General features: G+C 62.7%; 16 protein-coding genes and 1 pseudogene. 5 read left to right on the top strand and 12 right to left on the bottom strand.

Annotated features, from left to right (window positions below; all coding sequences use genetic code 11):
- The first annotated feature begins 15 nt into the window (after positions 1–15).
- Entirely contained in the window at positions 16–594 is a 579-nt protein-coding gene (locus NKH59_RS05725) for a demethoxyubiquinone hydroxylase family protein (RefSeq protein ID WP_353021249.1), read from the top strand.
- Positions 595–728: 134 nt separating this feature from the next.
- Here the strand turns inward: NKH59_RS05725 and NKH59_RS05720 are convergent, their stop codons facing one another.
- The 3 genes from NKH59_RS05720 to recA all read right to left on the bottom strand — a co-directional run bounded on the left by NKH59_RS05720 (position 729) and on the right by recA (position 5,611).
- Positions 729–1,523, bottom strand: a complete 795-nt coding sequence (locus tag NKH59_RS05720; protein ID WP_353021247.1) for a PhzF family phenazine biosynthesis protein — start codon at positions 1,521–1,523, stop codon at positions 729–731.
- 64 nt (positions 1,524–1,587) lie between these two features.
- Positions 1,588–4,254 (bottom strand): alanine--tRNA ligase, encoded by a 2,667-nt coding sequence (alaS, locus tag NKH59_RS05715; RefSeq protein ID WP_353021310.1) that lies wholly within the window; start codon positions 4,252–4,254, stop codon positions 1,588–1,590.
- Between the two features lie 259 nt (positions 4,255–4,513).
- The gene (gene recA, locus NKH59_RS05710; RefSeq protein WP_023674696.1) at positions 4,514–5,611 is read right to left on the bottom strand and encodes a recombinase RecA; all 1,098 of its coding nucleotides are present in this window, start codon (positions 5,609–5,611) and stop codon (positions 4,514–4,516) included.
- Between the two features lie 276 nt (positions 5,612–5,887).
- Between recA and NKH59_RS05705 the strand changes: the two genes are divergently transcribed.
- Positions 5,888–6,811, top strand: coding sequence for a PfkB family carbohydrate kinase (locus NKH59_RS05705; protein ID WP_353021244.1), 924 nt, complete (start codon positions 5,888–5,890; stop codon positions 6,809–6,811).
- A 34-nt stretch (positions 6,812–6,845) separates the two neighbouring features.
- Here the strand turns inward: NKH59_RS05705 and NKH59_RS05700 are convergent, their stop codons facing one another.
- Positions 6,846–7,169, bottom strand: a complete 324-nt coding sequence (locus tag NKH59_RS05700) for a TfoX/Sxy family protein (protein ID WP_352501573.1) — start codon at positions 7,167–7,169, stop codon at positions 6,846–6,848.
- Positions 7,170–7,259: 90 nt separating this feature from the next.
- Here NKH59_RS05700 and NKH59_RS05695 point away from each other — a divergent pair, with 90 nt between their 5' ends.
- Positions 7,260–7,757, top strand: a complete 498-nt coding sequence (locus NKH59_RS05695; protein ID WP_352458423.1) for a GFA family protein — start codon at positions 7,260–7,262, stop codon at positions 7,755–7,757.
- A gap of 40 nt (positions 7,758–7,797) precedes the next feature.
- Here the strand turns inward: NKH59_RS05695 and sufA are convergent, their stop codons facing one another.
- From sufA to NKH59_RS05655, 8 genes are all read right to left on the bottom strand, one after another.
- Positions 7,798–8,178 carry a Fe-S cluster assembly scaffold SufA gene (sufA, locus tag NKH59_RS05690; protein ID WP_006206001.1) on the bottom strand — a complete coding sequence of 127 codons (381 nt, stop codon included), beginning with the start codon at positions 8,176–8,178 and terminating at the stop codon, positions 7,798–7,800.
- A gap of 110 nt (positions 8,179–8,288) precedes the next feature.
- Positions 8,289–8,681, bottom strand: a complete 393-nt coding sequence (locus tag NKH59_RS05685) for an SUF system Fe-S cluster assembly protein (RefSeq protein ID WP_352474719.1) — start codon at positions 8,679–8,681, stop codon at positions 8,289–8,291.
- Positions 8,682–8,686: 5 nt separating this feature from the next.
- Positions 8,687–9,928, bottom strand: a complete 1,242-nt coding sequence (locus NKH59_RS05680) for a cysteine desulfurase (protein WP_353021242.1) — start codon at positions 9,926–9,928, stop codon at positions 8,687–8,689.
- A gap of 187 nt (positions 9,929–10,115) precedes the next feature.
- Positions 10,116–11,384 carry a Fe-S cluster assembly protein SufD gene (sufD, locus tag NKH59_RS05675; protein ID WP_353021241.1) on the bottom strand — a complete coding sequence of 423 codons (1,269 nt, stop codon included), beginning with the start codon at positions 11,382–11,384 and terminating at the stop codon, positions 10,116–10,118.
- A gap of 25 nt (positions 11,385–11,409) precedes the next feature.
- On the bottom strand, positions 11,410–12,165 hold the full coding sequence (gene sufC, locus NKH59_RS05670; protein ID WP_352746447.1) for a Fe-S cluster assembly ATPase SufC: 756 nt from the start codon (positions 12,163–12,165) through the stop codon (positions 11,410–11,412).
- On the bottom strand, positions 12,165–12,431 hold the full coding sequence (locus NKH59_RS05665; protein ID WP_352926420.1) for a hypothetical protein: 267 nt from the start codon (positions 12,429–12,431) through the stop codon (positions 12,165–12,167). The genes sufC and NKH59_RS05665 overlap by 1 nt, the downstream gene beginning before the upstream one ends.
- A gap of 19 nt (positions 12,432–12,450) precedes the next feature.
- Entirely contained in the window at positions 12,451–13,968 is a 1,518-nt protein-coding gene (gene sufB, locus NKH59_RS05660; protein WP_352614113.1) for a Fe-S cluster assembly protein SufB, read from the bottom strand.
- Positions 13,969–14,156: 188 nt separating this feature from the next.
- The gene (locus NKH59_RS05655; protein ID WP_352501566.1) at positions 14,157–15,335 is read right to left on the bottom strand and encodes a cysteine desulfurase family protein; all 1,179 of its coding nucleotides are present in this window, start codon (positions 15,333–15,335) and stop codon (positions 14,157–14,159) included.
- Between the two features lie 255 nt (positions 15,336–15,590).
- On the opposite strand from NKH59_RS05655, the gene NKH59_RS05650 reads away from it, so the two are divergent.
- Both NKH59_RS05650 and NKH59_RS05645 read left to right on the top strand, forming a co-directional pair.
- Positions 15,591–16,265, top strand: coding sequence for an alpha/beta hydrolase (locus NKH59_RS05650; protein ID WP_023674683.1), 675 nt, complete (start codon positions 15,591–15,593; stop codon positions 16,263–16,265).
- Positions 16,266–16,271: 6 nt separating this feature from the next.
- Positions 16,272–16,921, top strand: a pseudogene (locus NKH59_RS05645) (FMN-binding negative transcriptional regulator).
- Positions 16,922–16,950 lie beyond the last annotated feature (29 nt).

The following is a 16,950-nucleotide window of genomic DNA, read 5'->3' as shown; positions in this document are numbered from 1 at the left end:
CTCTCGAGCGCATTCATGGCCTACTCTCACCAGGACGCACTGACGGTGGCCAGAATAGTCAGAGTCAACCACGCCGGCGAGTACGGCGCGATCAGAATCTATTCGGCACAGATTCTTGTCGCGAAGCGTTTCTGGCCGGACTGCGTGCCGTCTTTGTCGGAGATGCTTGGGCACGAGCGCACCCATTGCGCGTCTTTCCATGCAGCCACGCCACTGCGAAATTCCCGACCGTGTCGCGTGATGCAATTCTGGAGCTGGGGCGGCTGGCTGCTGGGTTTCCTCACTGCCCTGCTCGGCCCGCAAGGCGTCTGGGCCTGCACCGCAGCTGTCGAAGCGGCGGTGCACCGCCATCTCGATGATCAGCTGTTCTTTCTCACCGGACGCGATCACGAGTTGCACGGCATCATCCTGTCCATCCGCGAAGAAGAGCTTGCCCATCTCCGTCACGCCGAAGAGCAGCTGACCTCGCCTGGACCGTTGCTGAACAGCCTGCGCGCAGCGATCTCCGTTACCACCGACTGCCTGATTTGGCTGTCGACCTGGGGGGACTCGACGCGAATGACGCGTGCCCTGAAGGCATCAAGGCATCTCTGATGAGCGCTATGCCGTTCTAGCGCCGCCTCTTTGGGGCCACTGCCCTGCGCCATCGGGCCGCCGCCCGGCCCTAACGCCATACCGTGATCTGGACACCTGGCTCAGGCGAAGCAGCCACCGAATTGGCAAGCCGCTCAATCGGGAAGGTAGATCTCCGCCTTCATGAAGGTCTTCGCACGGCCTGTGATCAGCACGCGATCTCCGGCCAGTTCGCATAGCAAATGCCCGCCGCGCTGCGAGCATTGGAATGCCGACAGATGCGTCTTGCCGAGTTTTTCAGACCAGTAAGGCACCAGCGTCGCATGAATGGAGCCGGTTACCGGATCCTCGGGAATGCCCGCCCCAGGCACGAAGTAACGGGAGACGAAATCGTGGGCTCGCCCAGGCGCGGTAATAACCAGGCCGAGAGGATGAAAACGTCCGATCCTGAGCAGATCGGGAACGAAAGATCGCACGGTTGTCTCGTCGGCAAGCTCGACAATCAGGTTCTCGAAATTGCGGAAGCTCGCAACCGGCCGCTGAGGCAATATCGCTTGCAGCGCCGAGTTCAGCTCTTCCTCGACGGGCTGCGGCGGAAAACAAGGCAGATCGAGCTGATAGCCCCCTTCCCACCGGGAAACCCGCAGCTCGCCGACGCGGGTGGCGAAGGCCATTTCGCCCTGACCATTGTATTCCGTAGCCAGCACATGGGCGGCCGCAAGAGTGGCGTGGCCGCAGAAGTCGACTTCGTGGACCGGCGTGAACCAGCGCAAATCCCAACCTTTGCCATTCGGCCGCACAAACGCGGTTTCAGCAAGATTGTTTTCGTTGGCGATGGCCTGCATTACCTGCTCCGACAGCCATTCCTCTAAAAGGAGAACGGCGGCAGGGTTACCCTGGAAGGCCCGTTCGGCAAAGGCATCGACCTGATACATCGTCAGCGTCGGCATATCGGCCCTCAGAGATATCCACTGGGCGACGCGCCATTTCGGCCGTGCCGCCCCGGGTGCAGGTTCACGCCGCTTCGAGAGCCGCCTTCACCGCAGCGATCGCGTCTTCGGCCTTCGAGGCGTCCGGGCCGCCGGCCTGAGCCATATCGGGTCGCCCGCCGCCGCCCTGCCCGCCCAATGCCGCGGACGCGACGCGCACCAGATCGATGGCGCTGAAGCGGCCGGTCAGATCATCGGTGACGGCGACGACGACGCTCGCCTTGTTGTCCTCGCCGGCGCCGACAAAGACGACGATGCCGGAGCCGAGCGACTTCTTGCCGGCATCGGCCAACGGCTTAAGATCCTTTGGCGAGACGCCCGATACCGCCTTGCCGAGAAAACCGACACCGGCAATGGTTTCGTTTTCCGCAGGCACACCGGCTGGCGAGCGATCGCCCAGCGCCAGCTTCTTGCGCGCCTCGATCAGCTCCTTTTCGAGCTTCTTGCGTTCGTCCAGCAGCGCCTCGACGCGGGCCGGCACATCGGCCGGCGAAATCTTCAGCGCGGCGGCGGCCGCCTTCAGCCGCTTGTCCTGTTCGTCGAGATGCTTTCTGGCCGCCTCGCCGGTCAACGCCTCGATGCGGCGCACGCCGGCAGCGACCGCGCTGTCGGACAGGATGCGCACCAGGCCGATATCGCCGGTCGCCCTGACATGCGTGCCGCCGCATAGCTCGACCGAATAAGGCCGGTTGGCCTTGGCGCCATGCAAGCCCGTGCCCATCGAAACGACGCGCACTTCATCGCCATATTTCTCGCCAAACAGCGCCATGGCGCCTTCGGCAATGGCGTCGTCGACAGACATCAGCCGCGTGGTTACAGGGCCGTTCTGAACGACGATCTCGTTTGCCATGCGCTCTACCTCTTCGAGCTCGTCAGGCGAGATCGGCTTGTTGTGGGAGATGTCGAAGCGCAGACGCTCGGGCGCAACCAGCGAGCCCTTCTGCGCCACATGGGTACCCAGCACCTCGCGCAGCGCCTCATGGATCAGATGCGTGGCGGAATGGTTCGCGCGCAGCCTGGAGCGACGCGCGTGGTCCACCTTCAGCTCGACGGTCGCGCCCGTCTTGACCGTGCCGGTAGCCACCTTGCCGAGATGGACGAAAAGCCCATCGGCCTTCTTCTGGGTATCGGATATCTCGATCGAGAACCCGTCGCCCGAAATGACGCCGGTGTCGCCCATCTGGCCACCGGACTCGCCATAGAACGGCGTCTGGTTGACAACCACGGCAACGGCGTCACCTTTGCCGGCGCTGTCGACGGTCTTGCCGTCCCTGACCAGCGCCTGGATGAGGCCTTCCGCCTGCTCGGTCTCATAGCCGAGGAACTCGGTGGCGCCGGCGTTCTCGCGCACCGGAAACCATACCGTCTCGGTCGCCACGTCGCCGGAGCCGGCCCAGCTTTTGCGCGCCTCCGCCTTCTGCCGCTCCATCGCCTCGGTGAAGCCGGCAAGGTTGACCGAGATGTTGCGCTGGCGCAGCGCGTCCTGCGTCAGATCGAGCGGAAAGCCATAGGTGTCGTAGAGCTTGAACGCTGTCTCGCCATCCAGCATGTCGCCGGAGGCCAGCTTTTCCGTCGCCTCGGAAAGCAAGCCCAAGCCGCGCACCAGCGTCTTGCGGAAACGAGTTTCCTCAAGCTTCAGCGTTTCGGTGATCATCTGTTCGCCGCGCACCAGTTCCGGGTAGGCTTGACCCATCTCGCGGACCAGTGCCGGCACCAGGCGCCACATCAGCGGATCGCGGGCGCCGAGCAACTGCGCGTGGCGCATGGCGCGGCGCATGATGCGACGAAGCACGTAGCCGCGTCCTTCGTTGGACGGCAGCACGCCGTCGGCGACCAGGAAGCAGGACGAACGCAAATGGTCGGCGATGACACGGAACGATGCGACGGTGCCCGCATCCGGACCTTTGCCAAGCGCCGACGACGCAGCGTCGATCAGGTGGCGGAACAGGTCGGTTTCGAAGACGCTTTCAACCCCTTGCAGGATGGATGCCATGCGCTCGAGGCCCATGCCTGTGTCGATCGACGGACGCGGCAGGTCGACGCGCTCGTCCTTCGTCACCTGTTCGTACTGCATGAACACCAGGTTCCAGAATTCGAGGAAACGGTCGCCATCCTCCTCGGGGCTGCCGGGAGGGCCGCCCCAGATATGCTCGCCGCGGTCGATGAATATCTCCGAACACGGCCCGCAAGGTCCAGTGTCGCCCATTGCCCAGAAATTGTCCGAAGTCGCGATGCGGATGATGCGATCGTCCGAAAGGCCGGCGATCTTCTTCCAGTACGAGGCCGCCTCGTCGTCGGTGTGGTAGACGGTGACCAGCAGCTTGTCCTTCTTCAGCCCGAACTCCCTGGTGATCAGGTTCCAGGCAAGCTCTATGGCCCGCTCCTTGAAATAGTCGCCGAAGGAGAAATTGCCGAGCATCTCGAAGAAGGTCAGGTGGCGCGCGGTGTAGCCGACATTGTCGAGGTCGTTGTGCTTGCCGCCGGCGCGAACACTCTTCTGGGCGGTCGTGGCGCGCGAATACGGCCGCTTCTCCAGACCGGTGAAAACGTTCTTGAACTGCACCATGCCGGCATTGGTGAACATCAGCGTCGGGTCGTTGCGCGGCACCAGCGGGCTTGACGCGACGACCTCGTGACCTTCCTTGCGAAAATAGTCGAGAAATGCCGACCGGATCTCGTTGACGCCACTCATGAATACTGCCTTTTCGAGAGAACCGCCGGCTGCCGGCGGAAAATAGACATGGCCTTTTAGCGGTCGCACCGCAGCCTGTCCAGAAACACCAAATGGGCTCAAATCCCGGCTTTCACCAGCGCCTTGAAATGCGTCTGCCTCGCCGTCAAACGCGAACCGCCGGCCCTGGGCCGGCGGTTCGAAACGCATCGATTACGCAAACTCAAAATCAAAACATCAAATCGAAACCTGGCTGAGGCTCAGCGAGGCGTCGCTTGCCCTACATCACCCCAGCGTCGTCCTCGAAACCGTCATCGCTGCTTTCGGAGCCGCCGTTCTCAAGGAATTTCTCAGCGATCAGCCCGGCATTCTGCCGGAGCGCCAGCTCGATCTCGCGCGCCGTGTCGGGATTGTCGCGCAGGAACAGTTTTGCGTTTTCGCGGCCCTGGCCAAGACGCTGCGAATTGTAGGAGAACCAGGCGCCCGACTTTTCGACCACGCCCGCCTTGACGCCGAGATCGACCAGCTCGCCGGTCTTGGAGACGCCCTCGCCATACATGATGTCGAACTCGACCACCTTGAAGGGCGGCGCCAGCTTGTTCTTGACGACCTTGACGCGGGTCTGGTTGCCGACGACCTCGTCGCGATCCTTGACCGAGCCGATGCGGCGGATGTCGAGGCGGACCGAGGCATAGAATTTCAACGCATTGCCGCCGGTCGTCGTCTCGGGCGAACCGAACATGACGCCGATCTTCATGCGGATCTGGTTGATGAAGATGACCATGGTGTTGGAGCGCGAGATCGAGGCGGTGAGCTTGCGCAGTGCCTGGCTCATCAGGCGGGCCTGCAGGCCGGGCAGCGAATCGCCCATCTCGCCTTCGATTTCCGCCCGCGGCGTCAACGCCGCCACCGAATCGACCACCAGCACGTCGATGGCGCCGGAGCGCACCAGCGTGTCGCAGATCTCCAGCGCCTGCTCGCCGGTATCGGGCTGCGAGATCAAAAGGTTTTCGAGATCGACGCCGAGCTTGCGGGCATAGACCGGGTCGAGCGCGTGCTCGGCATCGACGAAGGCGCAGATGCCGCCCTTCTTCTGGGCTTCGGCCACCGTGTGCAGCGCCAGCGTCGTCTTGCCCGAGCTTTCCGGCCCGTAGATCTCGACGATGCGGCCGCGCGGCAGGCCGCCGACGCCAAGCGCGATGTCCAGCCCAAGCGAGCCGGTCGGCACCGTCTCGATCTCGACGACCTGCTCGTTCGCGCCGAGCCGCATGATCGAGCCCTTGCCGAAGGCACGCTCGATTTGCGACAGCGCCGCATCCAGAGCCTTTGATTTGTCCACCGCTTTGTCCTCTACAAGCCGCAAAGAATTCTGAGCCATGATACATCACCCCGTGGTCGTCAATGGAGGCCGGACAATCCCGCAATCCTTAAAAAAATGTACCTCATTTGTTCTCATTTGTCAATGAGCACCAAGGGTTTGAAAAATAACGCATATCCCTATTTGTTCTATTTTTGTTTCGCAATTATTGCTTCGGATGTATCTCACCTCGCATGCGGCGCCGTTGCCGTTACCGACCGAATCGGACCCGCGATTGCAGGGTTCCGCCCGGCGACCTAGTCTCCCCGGGCAACAGCTAAAGGGCATTTTGACGGCATGATCAAATCCCCGACGATCCTGGCCGTGGGCGGCGCCTATATCGAGCGGCGCGGCCGGGTTGCCGGCGCCTTCGTGCCGGCCGCTTCCAACCCCGGCACGATGCGCGAGCATGTCGGCGGTGCCGTCTTCAACGCCTTGCGCTTTGCGGTGCGACGCGGCGCCTCGGCCGCGCTGCTTTCGGTGCGCGGCGGCGATGCCCTTGGCGACACGGTTTTACGCGCCGTCACCGAGGCCGGCATTACCGACCTGTCGGCGGTGTTCCTCGACCGAGCAACGCCAAGCCATACGATGCTGATCGACAGCGACGGCGGGCTGATCGCCGGCCTTGCCGACATGGTGCTCTACGAGCTGGCGCTTCCCAAGCAGATCCGCCGTGCCAAGGTGCGGGAAGCGATCGGTTCGGCCGACGCGGTGCTGTGCGACGCCAACCTGCCGTCGACCGCGCTGGAGCGGCTGGCGGCACTCGCCGCCGGCAAGCCGGTGTTTGCGCTTGCGGTCTCGCCCAACAAAGCGGCGCGGCTGACGCCGGTGCTCGACCGTCTGGCGATGGCCTTCATGAACCGGCGCGAGGCCGGCATGCTCGCCGGCGTCCAAATCGATCAAGGCATCGTCGACGGCCTGAGACGCGCCGGGCTGAAAAGCGGCGTGATCACCGCCGGCGACGAACCAGTGCTCGGTTTCGACGAATTGAGCGCGTTCTCGATCTCGCCACCACCGCTGCAAAAGCGGACCGATGCTGCCGGCGCCGGCGACGCATTGGCAGGCGCCACGATCGCTGCCCTGCTGCGCGGCCTGACGCTGCGCGCGGCTCTGCGCGAAGGCATTGCCGCAGCTATGCTCGTCGTCGAGCGTGCCGCCTTCACCAGCGCTGGCTTTGCCGAGGCGCTGGCGCTCGTGCCCGAGGCGCGGGACCTGGCATGAAGTGCGGCCAGGAATTACCGAAGCATGACGCAGCCTATTTGCCGGCGCGCCGTCCTGCCTCGTAGGCGCGGCGCGCCCAGATCGCCATCTCGTCGGGATCGTCGAACGCGCTGTCGGGAACGCTCCAATAGGGCATCGACACGAGCTTGCCGTGGCGCGAGCCGGTATAGGTCCATTGCCGGCAGCCGGCCGCTTCGAATTCCGGGGCGCTTTCGGCGTCGGCCTTCAGCATCAATTCGCCACCGATGACGATGGCGACGATGACGCCGTCGAAATAGATGCCCTTGCCGCCGAACAGCTTGCGGATACTGACCGGGCCGAGGCCTTCGAAAAGCTCTTCTATGCGCTCGTTGTCCATGCGGCGATCATGTCACCCGGATTTCCCCTTGTCATCGCCGCAACCGGCGCCATCCTGACAAAGTGCAAATCACTTTCGTCGGAGTTTCTCATGCCGCTTCTGCTCAAAGGGTCCTGCCGGTGCAATGCCGTGCGTTTCGAGGTGGAAAGCCACACGCCGGTGCCGTTCATGCTGTGCTACTGCTCGATCTGCCGCAAGCAGCAGGGCGGCGGCGGTTTTGCCATCAATCTCGGCGCCGATTACGAGACGCTGAAAATCCAGGGCAAGCGCCATCTCGGCGTCTACCGCGCCGAGATCGAGGACGACGAGCACCCGCAACGCGAGACCTCGACCGGCGAGCGGAACTTCTGCACGAAATGCGGGACGGCACTCTGGCTCTACGATCCGACCTGGCCGGAGCTGGTGCACCCCTTCGCCTCGGCGATCGACACAGACCTGCCAAAGCCGCCGGAGAAGGTGCATCTGATGCTGAAATACAAGGCGAACTGGGTCGAGCCGGATATCGGCAAGGGCGACAAGGTCTTCGATGTCTACCCGGAGGAGTCGATCGCAGACTGGCACAAGCGAACAGGGATGTGGGTGGATTAGCGTTCGTCTCCCCGTATAGTGACGGGGAGAAGGAAAAGCCTCAGGCCGAAGCGCGCGCCTCGGCCAGTGCCTTCAGATCAGCCGGCTTCAATTCGACCGATTCGCCGCAGCCGCAGGCCGAGCTCTGGTTCGGATTGCGGAAGGTGAAGCCGGTTCGCAGTGTCGTCTGCTCGAAATCCATCTCGGTGCCGAACAGGAAAAGTGCCGCCTCCGGCGCGACATAGACATGGGCGCCGTCGCGCTCGATATGGTCGTCCTTGGTGTTGGGCTCGGTCACCAGATCGACCGTATATTCCATGCCGGCGCAGCCGCCCTTCTTGATGCCAAGGCGAATGCCATGTGCATTCTCACGGGTCGCAACGATCTCGCGCACCCGGTCGGCGGCCTTTTCGGTCATCGTGATGACGGCAAAGCGTCCCATGTTTTCCTTCTCCATTGCGCGCAGGTTCAAGGCCTGCCGAATGATTCCTCACCTAAAATGGTGAAGTTTTGTACCCGGCGCAAGTGCGCCAGCCTCCGGCTGGTCGCATGCTAGTACCACCCAACCGCCACCTGCGCCTCTTCCGACATGCGGTCGGGCGACCAGGGTGGGTCGAAGGTCATGTTGACCTCGACGCCGGAAACGCCTTCGACGGCGCCGACGGCATTTTCGACCCAACCAGGCATTTCGCCGGCCACCGGGCAGCCGGGCGCGGTCAGCGTCATGTCGATCTTGACCGAGCGGTCGTCCTCGATGTCGATCTTGTAGACCAGGCCGAGCTCGTAGATGTCGGCCGGGATTTCCGGGTCGTAGACCGTCTTCAGCGCCGAGACGATGTCGTCGGTCAGCCGCGCCAATTCGTCGGCGGGGATTGTCGATCCGGAAACCGCCGCATTGGTCGTCGCTTCCGAATTGGTCTCGGCGGTGTGGCTGGCATCATCCATGATCGTCACCCGAAGAATTTTCGCGCTTTTTCCAGCGCATCGGCCAAAGCATCGACTTCGGCCCTGGTATTATACATGCCGAACGACGCCCTGCATGTGGATGTTACGCCGAAGCGTTTCAACAGCGGCTGCGCGCAATGCGTGCCGGCGCGGACCGCCACGCCCTGCCGGTCGATGACCATCGACACGTCATGGGCATGGATACCCTGCAGCTCGAACGAGATGATGGCGCCCTTGCCGGGCGCATCGCCGAAGATGCGCAGCGAGTTGATGGCGCGCAGTTTTTGATGCGCATAGTCCTTCAAATCGGCCTCGTGCGCGGCGATGCGCTCGCGGCCGATCTTTTCCATGTATTCGAGCGCGGCACCAAGCCCGATTGCCTGCACGATCGGCGGCGTGCCGGCCTCGAAACGGTGCGGCGGATCGTTGTAGGTGACGATGTCTTGCGTCACCTCCTCGATCATCTCGCCGCCGCCCATGAACGGGCGCATGCGCTCCAGAATATCCTTCTTGCCATAGAGCACGCCGATGCCCGACGGGCCATAGACCTTGTGGCCGGTGAAGACGAAGAAATCGCAGTCGAGATCCTGCACGTCGATCGGCATATGCACGGCGCTCTGGCTGCCGTCGACCAGCACCGGAATGCCGCGCGCGTGCGCGATGCGCACGATCTCCTTCATCGGCGTCACCGTGCCCAGCGCGTTCGACATATGGGTGATGGCAACCAGCCTGGTGCGGTTGGTCAGCCGCTTCTCGAACTCCTCGATGTGAAAGGCGCCGAGATCATCGACCGGCACCCAGACCAGTTTGGCGCCCTGCCGCTCGCGGATGAAATGCCACGGCACGATGTTGGAATGATGCTCCATGATCGACAGCACGATCTCGTCGCCTTCGCCGATGTTCGGCATGCCGAAACCATAGGCGACCGTGTTGATCGCCGCCGTGGTGTTCGAGGTGAAGACGATGTTGTCGGTGCTCGGCGCATTGAGGAAACGGCGCACCGTCTCGCGAGCCCTCTCATAGGCGTCGGTCGCGGCATTGGACAGGAAATGCAGGCCGCGATGGACGTTGGCGTATTCCTGGGAATAGGCGTGCTGGATGGCGTCGAGCACGGCCTGCGGTTTCTGCGCCGAGGCGCCATTGTCGAGATAGACCAGCGGTTTGCCGTAGACTTGCCGCGACAGGATCGGGAAGTCGCGGCGGATCGCCTCGACGTCGTAGGGGATGTTTTCGACTTTCTGGTCCATTACAAGCTCTCTCGAGGCACCGCCTCATTCCGTCCAGCACCCCTCATCCGTCTTGGCGCTTCGCGCCAATCCACCTTCTCCCACAAGGGGAGAAGGAGAGGCGCGTTTCCTTCTCCCCTTGTGGGAGAAGGTGGCCGAGCGAAGCTCGGTCGGATGAGGGGTGTTGGCACCAACCCCTCAGTCACCTCTACCCGTGCGTCAAAAACCAATCGTCGAGCCGTGCTTCCAGCGCCTCGACGATGGCCTCGTCGTCCAGTTCCTCGATCACCTCGGCGACGAAGGCCTTGACCAGCAGGCCGCGCGCGGTCTTCTCGTCGACGCCGCGCGCCATCAGGTAGAACAGATGGCTGTGGTCGATCTCGGTGACGGTCGCGCCATGGCCGCAGACGACGTCGTCGGCGAAGATTTCGAGCTCCGGCTTGGTCGAGAACTCGCCGTCGTCCGACAGAAGCAGCGTGTTGCAGGCCATCTTGGCGTTGGTCTTCTGCGCATATTGGTGGACGTTGATGCGGCCCTGGAAGACGCCGCGCGCCTTGCCGGTCACCACATTGCGGATGACTTCGGTCGAGGCTGTGTGCGGTACGGCGTGGTCGAGCACCATGGTGACATCGGTATGGGTATCGCCGGCGAGCAGATTGATGCCGCGCAGGGTGAAGTCGGCGCCCTCGCCGGTCGTCTTCACAACGACCTCCTGGCGCACCAGTCTGCCGCCGGCATTCATGACGAACAGCGTCAGCTTCGAATTCTTGCCGAGATGCGCCTTGAACTGGGCAAGGTGCGTCGCCGTATCCGGCTGCTCCTGCACGACCAGCCAGGTCACTTCGGCGCCCTCGCCAAGCACAAGCTGGCTGACCGAACTGACCAGCGCCGCCCCCTCGCCTGCCTGGCGCTCGACGACGACAGCCTTGGCGCCGGCACCGACACGGACGGCCAGCCGTACATGCGTCTGTCCACCGGCCTGCAAATTCTGCAATTCGATCGGCTTTTCCAGTTGGGCACCGTCGGCGATGTCGACGAAATAGCCGTCGGCGACAAAGGCGGTGTTGAGCGCGCCGATGGCATCGTCGGCGCCATAGGAATCCAACCCCGGAGCGATGCTGCCGTCGGTTAGCTTCTCCGACAGGCGCTGCACGGCAACGCCTTCGATACCGGGCAGTTTCGTACTCGAAACGCCGTTCAGCACCGGCAAAACCGAGGAGCCTTCGACGATCGGCGCAATGGCTTTCGCGACCGCTGCCGGATCGAAGTCCGGCACCGAGGTCAGCAGCCGGCGCAGGTCCGTATAGTGCCAGGATTCGATGCGCCGCGTCGGCAGGCCGCTCTTGATCGCCTCGATGGCGTCGTCGCGCTTCAGCATCACCGCGCCGTCGCCAGGCAGCAGCGACAGCCGCTCGCCAAAGGCGTCGATCAGCGCCGTTTCGGCCAATGTTCGCTGGGGTGTCGTGTGCATATTCATCAGTTTCGTCCCGCCTTCCGGCATCTCACGCGGCTTGCCCGATCACGCCGGCATAGCCATTGGCCTCGAGATCGAGCGCCAGCGACTTGTCGCCCGACTTGATCACCTGGCCCCTGTAGAGCACGTGCACCGTATCCGGCACGATGTATTGGAGCAGGCGCTGGTAGTGGGTTATGACGACAATGGCCCTATCCGGCGAGCGCAGCGTGTTGACGCCGTCCGCGACGATCTTCAGCGCATCGATATCGAGTCCGGAATCGGTCTCGTCGAGGACACACAGCTTCGGCTCGAGCAGCTTCATCTGCAGGATCTCGGCGCGCTTCTTCTCGCCGCCGGAAAAGCCGACATTGAGCGGCCGCTTCAGCATCGCCATGTCCATGTTGAGCGAGGCGGCCGCTTCCTTCACGCGCTTGAGGAATTCCGGGATTTTCAGCGGCTCCTCGCCGCGCGCCTTGCGCTGCTCGTTCATCGCAACTTTCAGGAATTCCATCGTCGCCACGCCCGGTATCTCCATCGGATACTGGAAAGCGAGAAAGATGCCGGCCGTAGCGCGCTCGGCCGGATCCATGTCGAGGATCGACTGGCCGTTGTAGAGGATGTCGCCCTCGGTGACCTCATAATCCTCGCGCCCGGCAAGGATATAGGACAGCGTCGATTTTCCCGAGCCGTTCGGCCCCATGATGGCCGCGACTTCACCGGCCCTGACCGTCAGGTTCAGGCCGCGAATGATCTCGGTGCCGTCATCGACGATACGGGCATGGAGGTTTCTGATTTCAAGCATTATTTTCCACTTTCTTGTTCGCGGTGCCCGGCCTGCGACGGAACTTTTCTAAAAGCTCGAAAAGCGCGTACAAACTTGCTGGTGACCAACATCCAGCTAAAAAACCCAGCCGCGCTTAAGCCTGCAATCGAACCACCAATAGTTTTTGTCGAACTCAAGCCAAACACTGCGCCTATCAACGCCATCACAGCACCACCAACAGCCAATGTCAGCAAGAGCATCAGAACGGCAAATATCAAGCCTTCTATCCGCTTGAACAAATCCATGATCGCCGTTCCAGTTAACTCACCCAACACTCCCCTCAAGACTAATCCCGATCAGCTTCTGCGCTTCGACCGCGAATTCCATCGGCAGTTGCTGGATGACGTCCTTGACGAAGCCGTTGACGATCAGCGCAATCGCCTCTTCTTCCGGGATGCCACGCTGCATGACGTAGAACTTCTGGTCCTCGGAAATTTTCGAGGTCGTAGCCTCATGCTCGAACTGCGCCGTCGAGTTCTTGGCTTCCATGTAGGGCACGGTGTGTGCGCCGCACTGATCGCCGATCAGCAGCGAGTCGCAATTGGTGAAGTTGCGGGCGTTGGTCGCCTTGCGGTGCGCCGAGACCTGGCCGCGATAGGTATTCTGCGAGAAGCCGGCGGCGATGCCCTTGGAGATGATGCGGCTGGACGTGTTCTTGCCGAGATGGATCATCTTGGTGCCGCTGTCGACCTGCTGGTAGCCGTTCGACACGGCGATCGAATAGAACTCGCCGCTGGAATCGTCGCCGCGCAGGATGCAGCTCGGATATTTCCAGGTGATGGCCGAACCGGTCTCGACCTGCGTCCACGAAATCTTCGAGCGATGGCCGCGGCAGTCGCCGCGCTTGGTGACGAAATTGTAGATGCCGCCCTTGCCTTCGGCGTCGCCGGGATACCAGTTCTGCACCGTCGAATATTTGATCTCGGCATCGTCGAGCGCGATCAGCTCGACCACCGCGGCATGAAGCTGATTCTCGTCGCGCTGCGGCGCCGTGCAGCCTTCGAGATAGGAGACGTAAGCCCCCTCCTCGGCGATGATCAGCGTGCGCTCGAACTGGCCGGTGTTCTTCTCGTTCATGCGGAAATAGGTCGACAGTTCCATCGGGCAGCGCACGCCCTTGGGCACGAAGACGAACGAACCGTCGGTGAACACGGCCGAATTCAGCGTTGCGTAGAAATTGTCGGAGGTCGGCACGACCGAGCCGAGATACTTCTTCACCAGCTCCGGATGCTCGCGGATGGCTTCCGAGATCGAGCAGAAGATGACGCCGGCCTGCGCCAGCTCCTTCTTGAAAGTGGTGACGACGGAGACGGAATCGAACACCGCATCGACGGCCACGCGGCCCGACTTGTAGACGTTGTCGCTGGCTTCCTCGAGCTCCGACGCATCGGTCTTCTGCACGCCGGCGAGGATTTCCTGTTCCCTGAGCGGAATGCCGAGCTTCTCATAGACCTTCAGCAGTTCGGGATCGACCTCGCTGAGCGAAGTCGGCCCCGGCGTGCTCTTGGGCGCCGCGTAATAGTGGAGGTCCTGGAAATCGATTTTGGGATAGTGGACGCGCGCCCATTTCGGCTCGTCCAGCGTCACCCAGCGGCGATAGGCTTCCAGGCGCCATTCCAGCATCCAGGATGGCTCGTCCTTCTTCGCCGAAATGAAGCGGATAATGTCTTCGCTCAGGCCCTTGGGGGCCTTGTCCATCGCGATTTCGGTCTGGAATCCGTATTTATACTGGTCGACATCGATCTTTCGAACTCGATCGATCGTCTCCTGCACAGCAGGCATCAGCGTTCTCCATCCACGCCGGGGTCAAGGCCCGGCAGTTTTCAAACTATGGCACCGCAAACGAGCACCCATCAGGCACCCGAGGCGGCGTAAGCTTCATATAGTGCGTTCATGCCGGAAATTCACCCGGCCAAATTCGAACGCACGGCTTCTACCAGGCCGCAAGCCCTACATTTCGTCTGCCGCGCTCAGGCGGCTCGTTCCCTGCTTGCCTTTTCCTTACCGGCTTGGCGCGCGACGATCGTCGCCAGCGCCGAACGGAACAGCTCAATGTCTTCAGCGCTGGTCGCGTGGCCGACGGACACGCGCAACGCGCCGAGGCTGTCGCTATAACCCATGGCTTTCAGCACGTGACTCGGCCCTACTTTGCCCGACGAACAGGCCGATCCAGCCGAGAGCGCCACACCGGCCAGGTCGAAGGCAATCTGCGCCGTCTCGGCCTTGATGCCGGCAATAGCGAAGAATGTCGTATTGGCAAGCCTTGGCGCGCCGGTCCCGAAGATTTCGGCGTCCGGAACAAGCGTTTTCACGATCGCCTCGATTTCGTCGCGACGCTGCCGCACCGTTTCGATCGTTTGCAAGCCGGCAGACGCCTCGCGCGCCGCCGCGCCAAACCCGGCAATCGCCGCCAGGTTTTCGGTGCCGCCGCGATGGCCTTTTTCCTGGCCACCGCCGCTGACCAGCGGTCTTGGCATCATCAGGTCCGACGCCGCGACCATGGCGCCGACGCCCTTGGGTCCGCCGATCTTGTGCGAGGAGAGAATCAGATAGTCTGCGTAACCCGCTGACATATCGAGCGGAATGCGGCCCGCCGCCTGCACGGCATCGACAACCAGGATGCCACCCGCCGCCTTGACGATTTCGGCAATGCGGCCAACCGGCTGGATGACGCCGGTCTCATTGTTGGCAGCGTGGATGGCCACCAGCGGCAAGCCTTCGGCCTTGTCATGCTGGGCGAGAGCCTCGGCCAAAACGTCGAGCCTGACGACGCCGTCGGCGTCGACGCCGATCCGCGTTACCTGCCCCGTGGGGAAACGCCCGCCGTTCAGCAGGCAGGGATGATCGGACTCGGACACATGGAGCCGGCTCATGCGGACAGCGCCGCGGCCCATCTGCCAGTCCGGCGTCAGCAGCGTCGAGGCCGCTTCCGTCGCGCCGGAGGTGAATACGACGTGCTCGGCCCTGGCGTTGACCAGTCGCGCCACGTCGCGCCTGGCGTCCTCGATCAGCCGCCGTGCAGCGCGGCCCTCGGCATGAACCGAGGACGGGTTGGCGGCAACGTCGAGCGCAGCCACCACCGCCGCGCGCGCCGAGGCAAGCAGCGGCGCGCTGGCGTTGTAGTCGAGGTAGGCGCGTGCTCCGGCCATTTCCGTCCAACTGGTCCCTTCAAAAGCCGTTCCGCGAAGATAGCGCGTTATTTCCTTGAAATTGCAAGGCAAGACGTCCTATTTACGCGGCTTGCGGCGCGGGTGGCCGAGCCACAATTTTTGGCCGCCCAGTTTTGAACAATTCTAAACTAGCTTCTAGAAAGACGCTCGCCCTGCGTCAAGGCCTAGGGAAGACTGGGGCCAGAGGAAGAGTTGTTCCGGGCGCCGCGCAATTTATGCCAAGTGGAGTATTTCATGCCTGAGGTCATTTTCACCGGTCCGGCCGGCCGCCTGGAGGGTCGTTATCAGCCCTCGAAGGAAAAGAGCGCGCCGATTGCCATCGTCCTGCACCCGCACCCCCAGTTCGGCGGGACGATGAACAACAAGATCGTCTACGACCTCTTCTACATGTTCCAGAAGCGCAATTTCACCACGCTGCGCTTCAATTTCCGCGGCATCGGCCGCAGCCAGGGCGAGTTCGACCACGGCACCGGCGAATTGTCCGACGCCGCCGCGGCGCTCGACTGGGTGCAGTCGCTGCATCCGGATTCCAAGAGCTGCTGGGTTGCCGGCTATTCGTTCGGCTCGTGGATCGGCATGCAGCTTCTGATGCGCCGGCCGGAGATCGAGGGCTTCATCTCGGTCGCGCCGCAGCCCAATACCTATGATTTCTCGTTCCTGGCGCCATGCCCGTCGTCCGGCCTGATCATCCACGGCGACGCCGACAAGGTCGCGCCGCCCAAGGACGTGCAGGGCCTGGTCGACAAGCTGCACACGCAAAAGGGCATTACCATCACCCAGAAGACCCTGCCCGGCGCCAACCATTTCTTTGCCAACCATGCTGAGCTTCTGATCGAGGAATGCGCGGACTACCTCGATCGCCGGCTGGCCGGGGAACTGTCCGACCCACGGCCGAAGCGGCTGAGATAATCGGCGATGTACCAACCGCCTCACTTCCAGGAAACACGGCCGGACGTCCTGCACGGGCTGATCCGGGCGCATCCGCTTGGCCTGCTGGTGTCGAACGGCGTCGAGGGCCGGTCGCCAACGCGATTCCCTTTCTTCTAGACGCGGATGTGCCACCGAACGGCAGGCTGCGCGCCCATTTGGCCAAAGCCAATCCGCAATGGCGGCTTTTGGCCGACAATCCCCCGGCGCCGGTACTGGTCGTCTTCCAGGGCGCCGATGCCTATGTGACGCCGTCCTGGTACGAGACCAAGCGTGAAACCGGCAAGGTGGTACCGACCTGGAACTACGCCATCGTCCAGGTGCGCGGCAGCGTCACGGTGATCGAAGACCAGGATTGGCTGGCCGAGCAGATTTCCGATCTGACGATGTCGCAGGAGGGCAGCCGCGCGGCGCCGTGGGCGGTGACCGACGCGCCGGCGCCCTTCATCCAGTCACAGATCAAGGGCATCGTCGGCCTGGAGATCGAAATCACCGAAATCAGCGGCAAATGGAAAGTCAGCCAGAACCGCCCGGCCGCCGACCGCGTCGGTGTCGCCGAGGGGCTCGAGAGCGAGACTGCCGATTCGGCCGACATGGTCCGGCTGGTAAGGTCTTACGGCGGGCTGGACGGCAAGTAATCCGGATTGCTTGCTCGACCGGTTCAGGC

The organism is Mesorhizobium sp. M0998 (assembly GCF_040318885.1).
In the GTDB taxonomy this organism is placed as follows: Bacteria; Pseudomonadota; Alphaproteobacteria; order Rhizobiales; family Rhizobiaceae; genus Mesorhizobium.
The sequence above is the reverse complement of the archived record's forward strand: the minus strand, read 5'-3'. Positions and strand labels throughout refer to the sequence as shown.

Bases quoted from the DNA above. Each gene is read 5' to 3' on its own strand.
- NKH59_RS05725 (WP_353021249.1), top strand. From the start codon at position 16: ATGGCCTACTCTCACCAGGACGCACTGACGGTGGCCAGAATAGTCAGA.
- NKH59_RS05720 (WP_353021247.1), bottom strand. From the start codon at position 1,523: ATGCCGACGCTGACGATGTATCAGGTCGATGCCTTTGCCGAACGGGCC.
- alaS (WP_353021310.1), bottom strand. From the start codon at position 4,254: ATGAGTGGCGTCAACGAGATCCGGTCGGCATTTCTCGACTATTTTCGC.
- recA (WP_023674696.1), bottom strand. From the start codon at position 5,611: ATGGCTCAGAATTCTTTGCGGCTTGTAGAGGACAAAGCGGTGGACAAA.
- NKH59_RS05705 (WP_353021244.1), top strand. From the start codon at position 5,888: ATGATCAAATCCCCGACGATCCTGGCCGTGGGCGGCGCCTATATCGAG.
- NKH59_RS05700 (WP_352501573.1), bottom strand. From the start codon at position 7,169: ATGGACAACGAGCGCATAGAAGAGCTTTTCGAAGGCCTCGGCCCGGTC.
- NKH59_RS05695 (WP_352458423.1), top strand. From the start codon at position 7,260: ATGCCGCTTCTGCTCAAAGGGTCCTGCCGGTGCAATGCCGTGCGTTTC.
- sufA (WP_006206001.1), bottom strand. From the start codon at position 8,178: ATGGGACGCTTTGCCGTCATCACGATGACCGAAAAGGCCGCCGACCGG.
- NKH59_RS05685 (WP_352474719.1), bottom strand. From the start codon at position 8,681: ATGGATGATGCCAGCCACACCGCCGAGACCAATTCGGAAGCGACGACC.
- NKH59_RS05680 (WP_353021242.1), bottom strand. From the start codon at position 9,928: ATGGACCAGAAAGTCGAAAACATCCCCTACGACGTCGAGGCGATCCGC.
- sufD (WP_353021241.1), bottom strand. From the start codon at position 11,384: ATGAATATGCACACGACACCCCAGCGAACATTGGCCGAAACGGCGCTG.
- sufC (WP_352746447.1), bottom strand. From the start codon at position 12,165: ATGCTTGAAATCAGAAACCTCCATGCCCGTATCGTCGATGACGGCACC.
- NKH59_RS05665 (WP_352926420.1), bottom strand. From the start codon at position 12,431: ATGGATTTGTTCAAGCGGATAGAAGGCTTGATATTTGCCGTTCTGATG.
- sufB (WP_352614113.1), bottom strand. From the start codon at position 13,968: ATGCCTGCTGTGCAGGAGACGATCGATCGAGTTCGAAAGATCGATGTC.
- NKH59_RS05655 (WP_352501566.1), bottom strand. From the start codon at position 15,335: ATGGCCGGAGCACGCGCCTACCTCGACTACAACGCCAGCGCGCCGCTG.
- NKH59_RS05650 (WP_023674683.1), top strand. From the start codon at position 15,591: ATGCCTGAGGTCATTTTCACCGGTCCGGCCGGCCGCCTGGAGGGTCGT.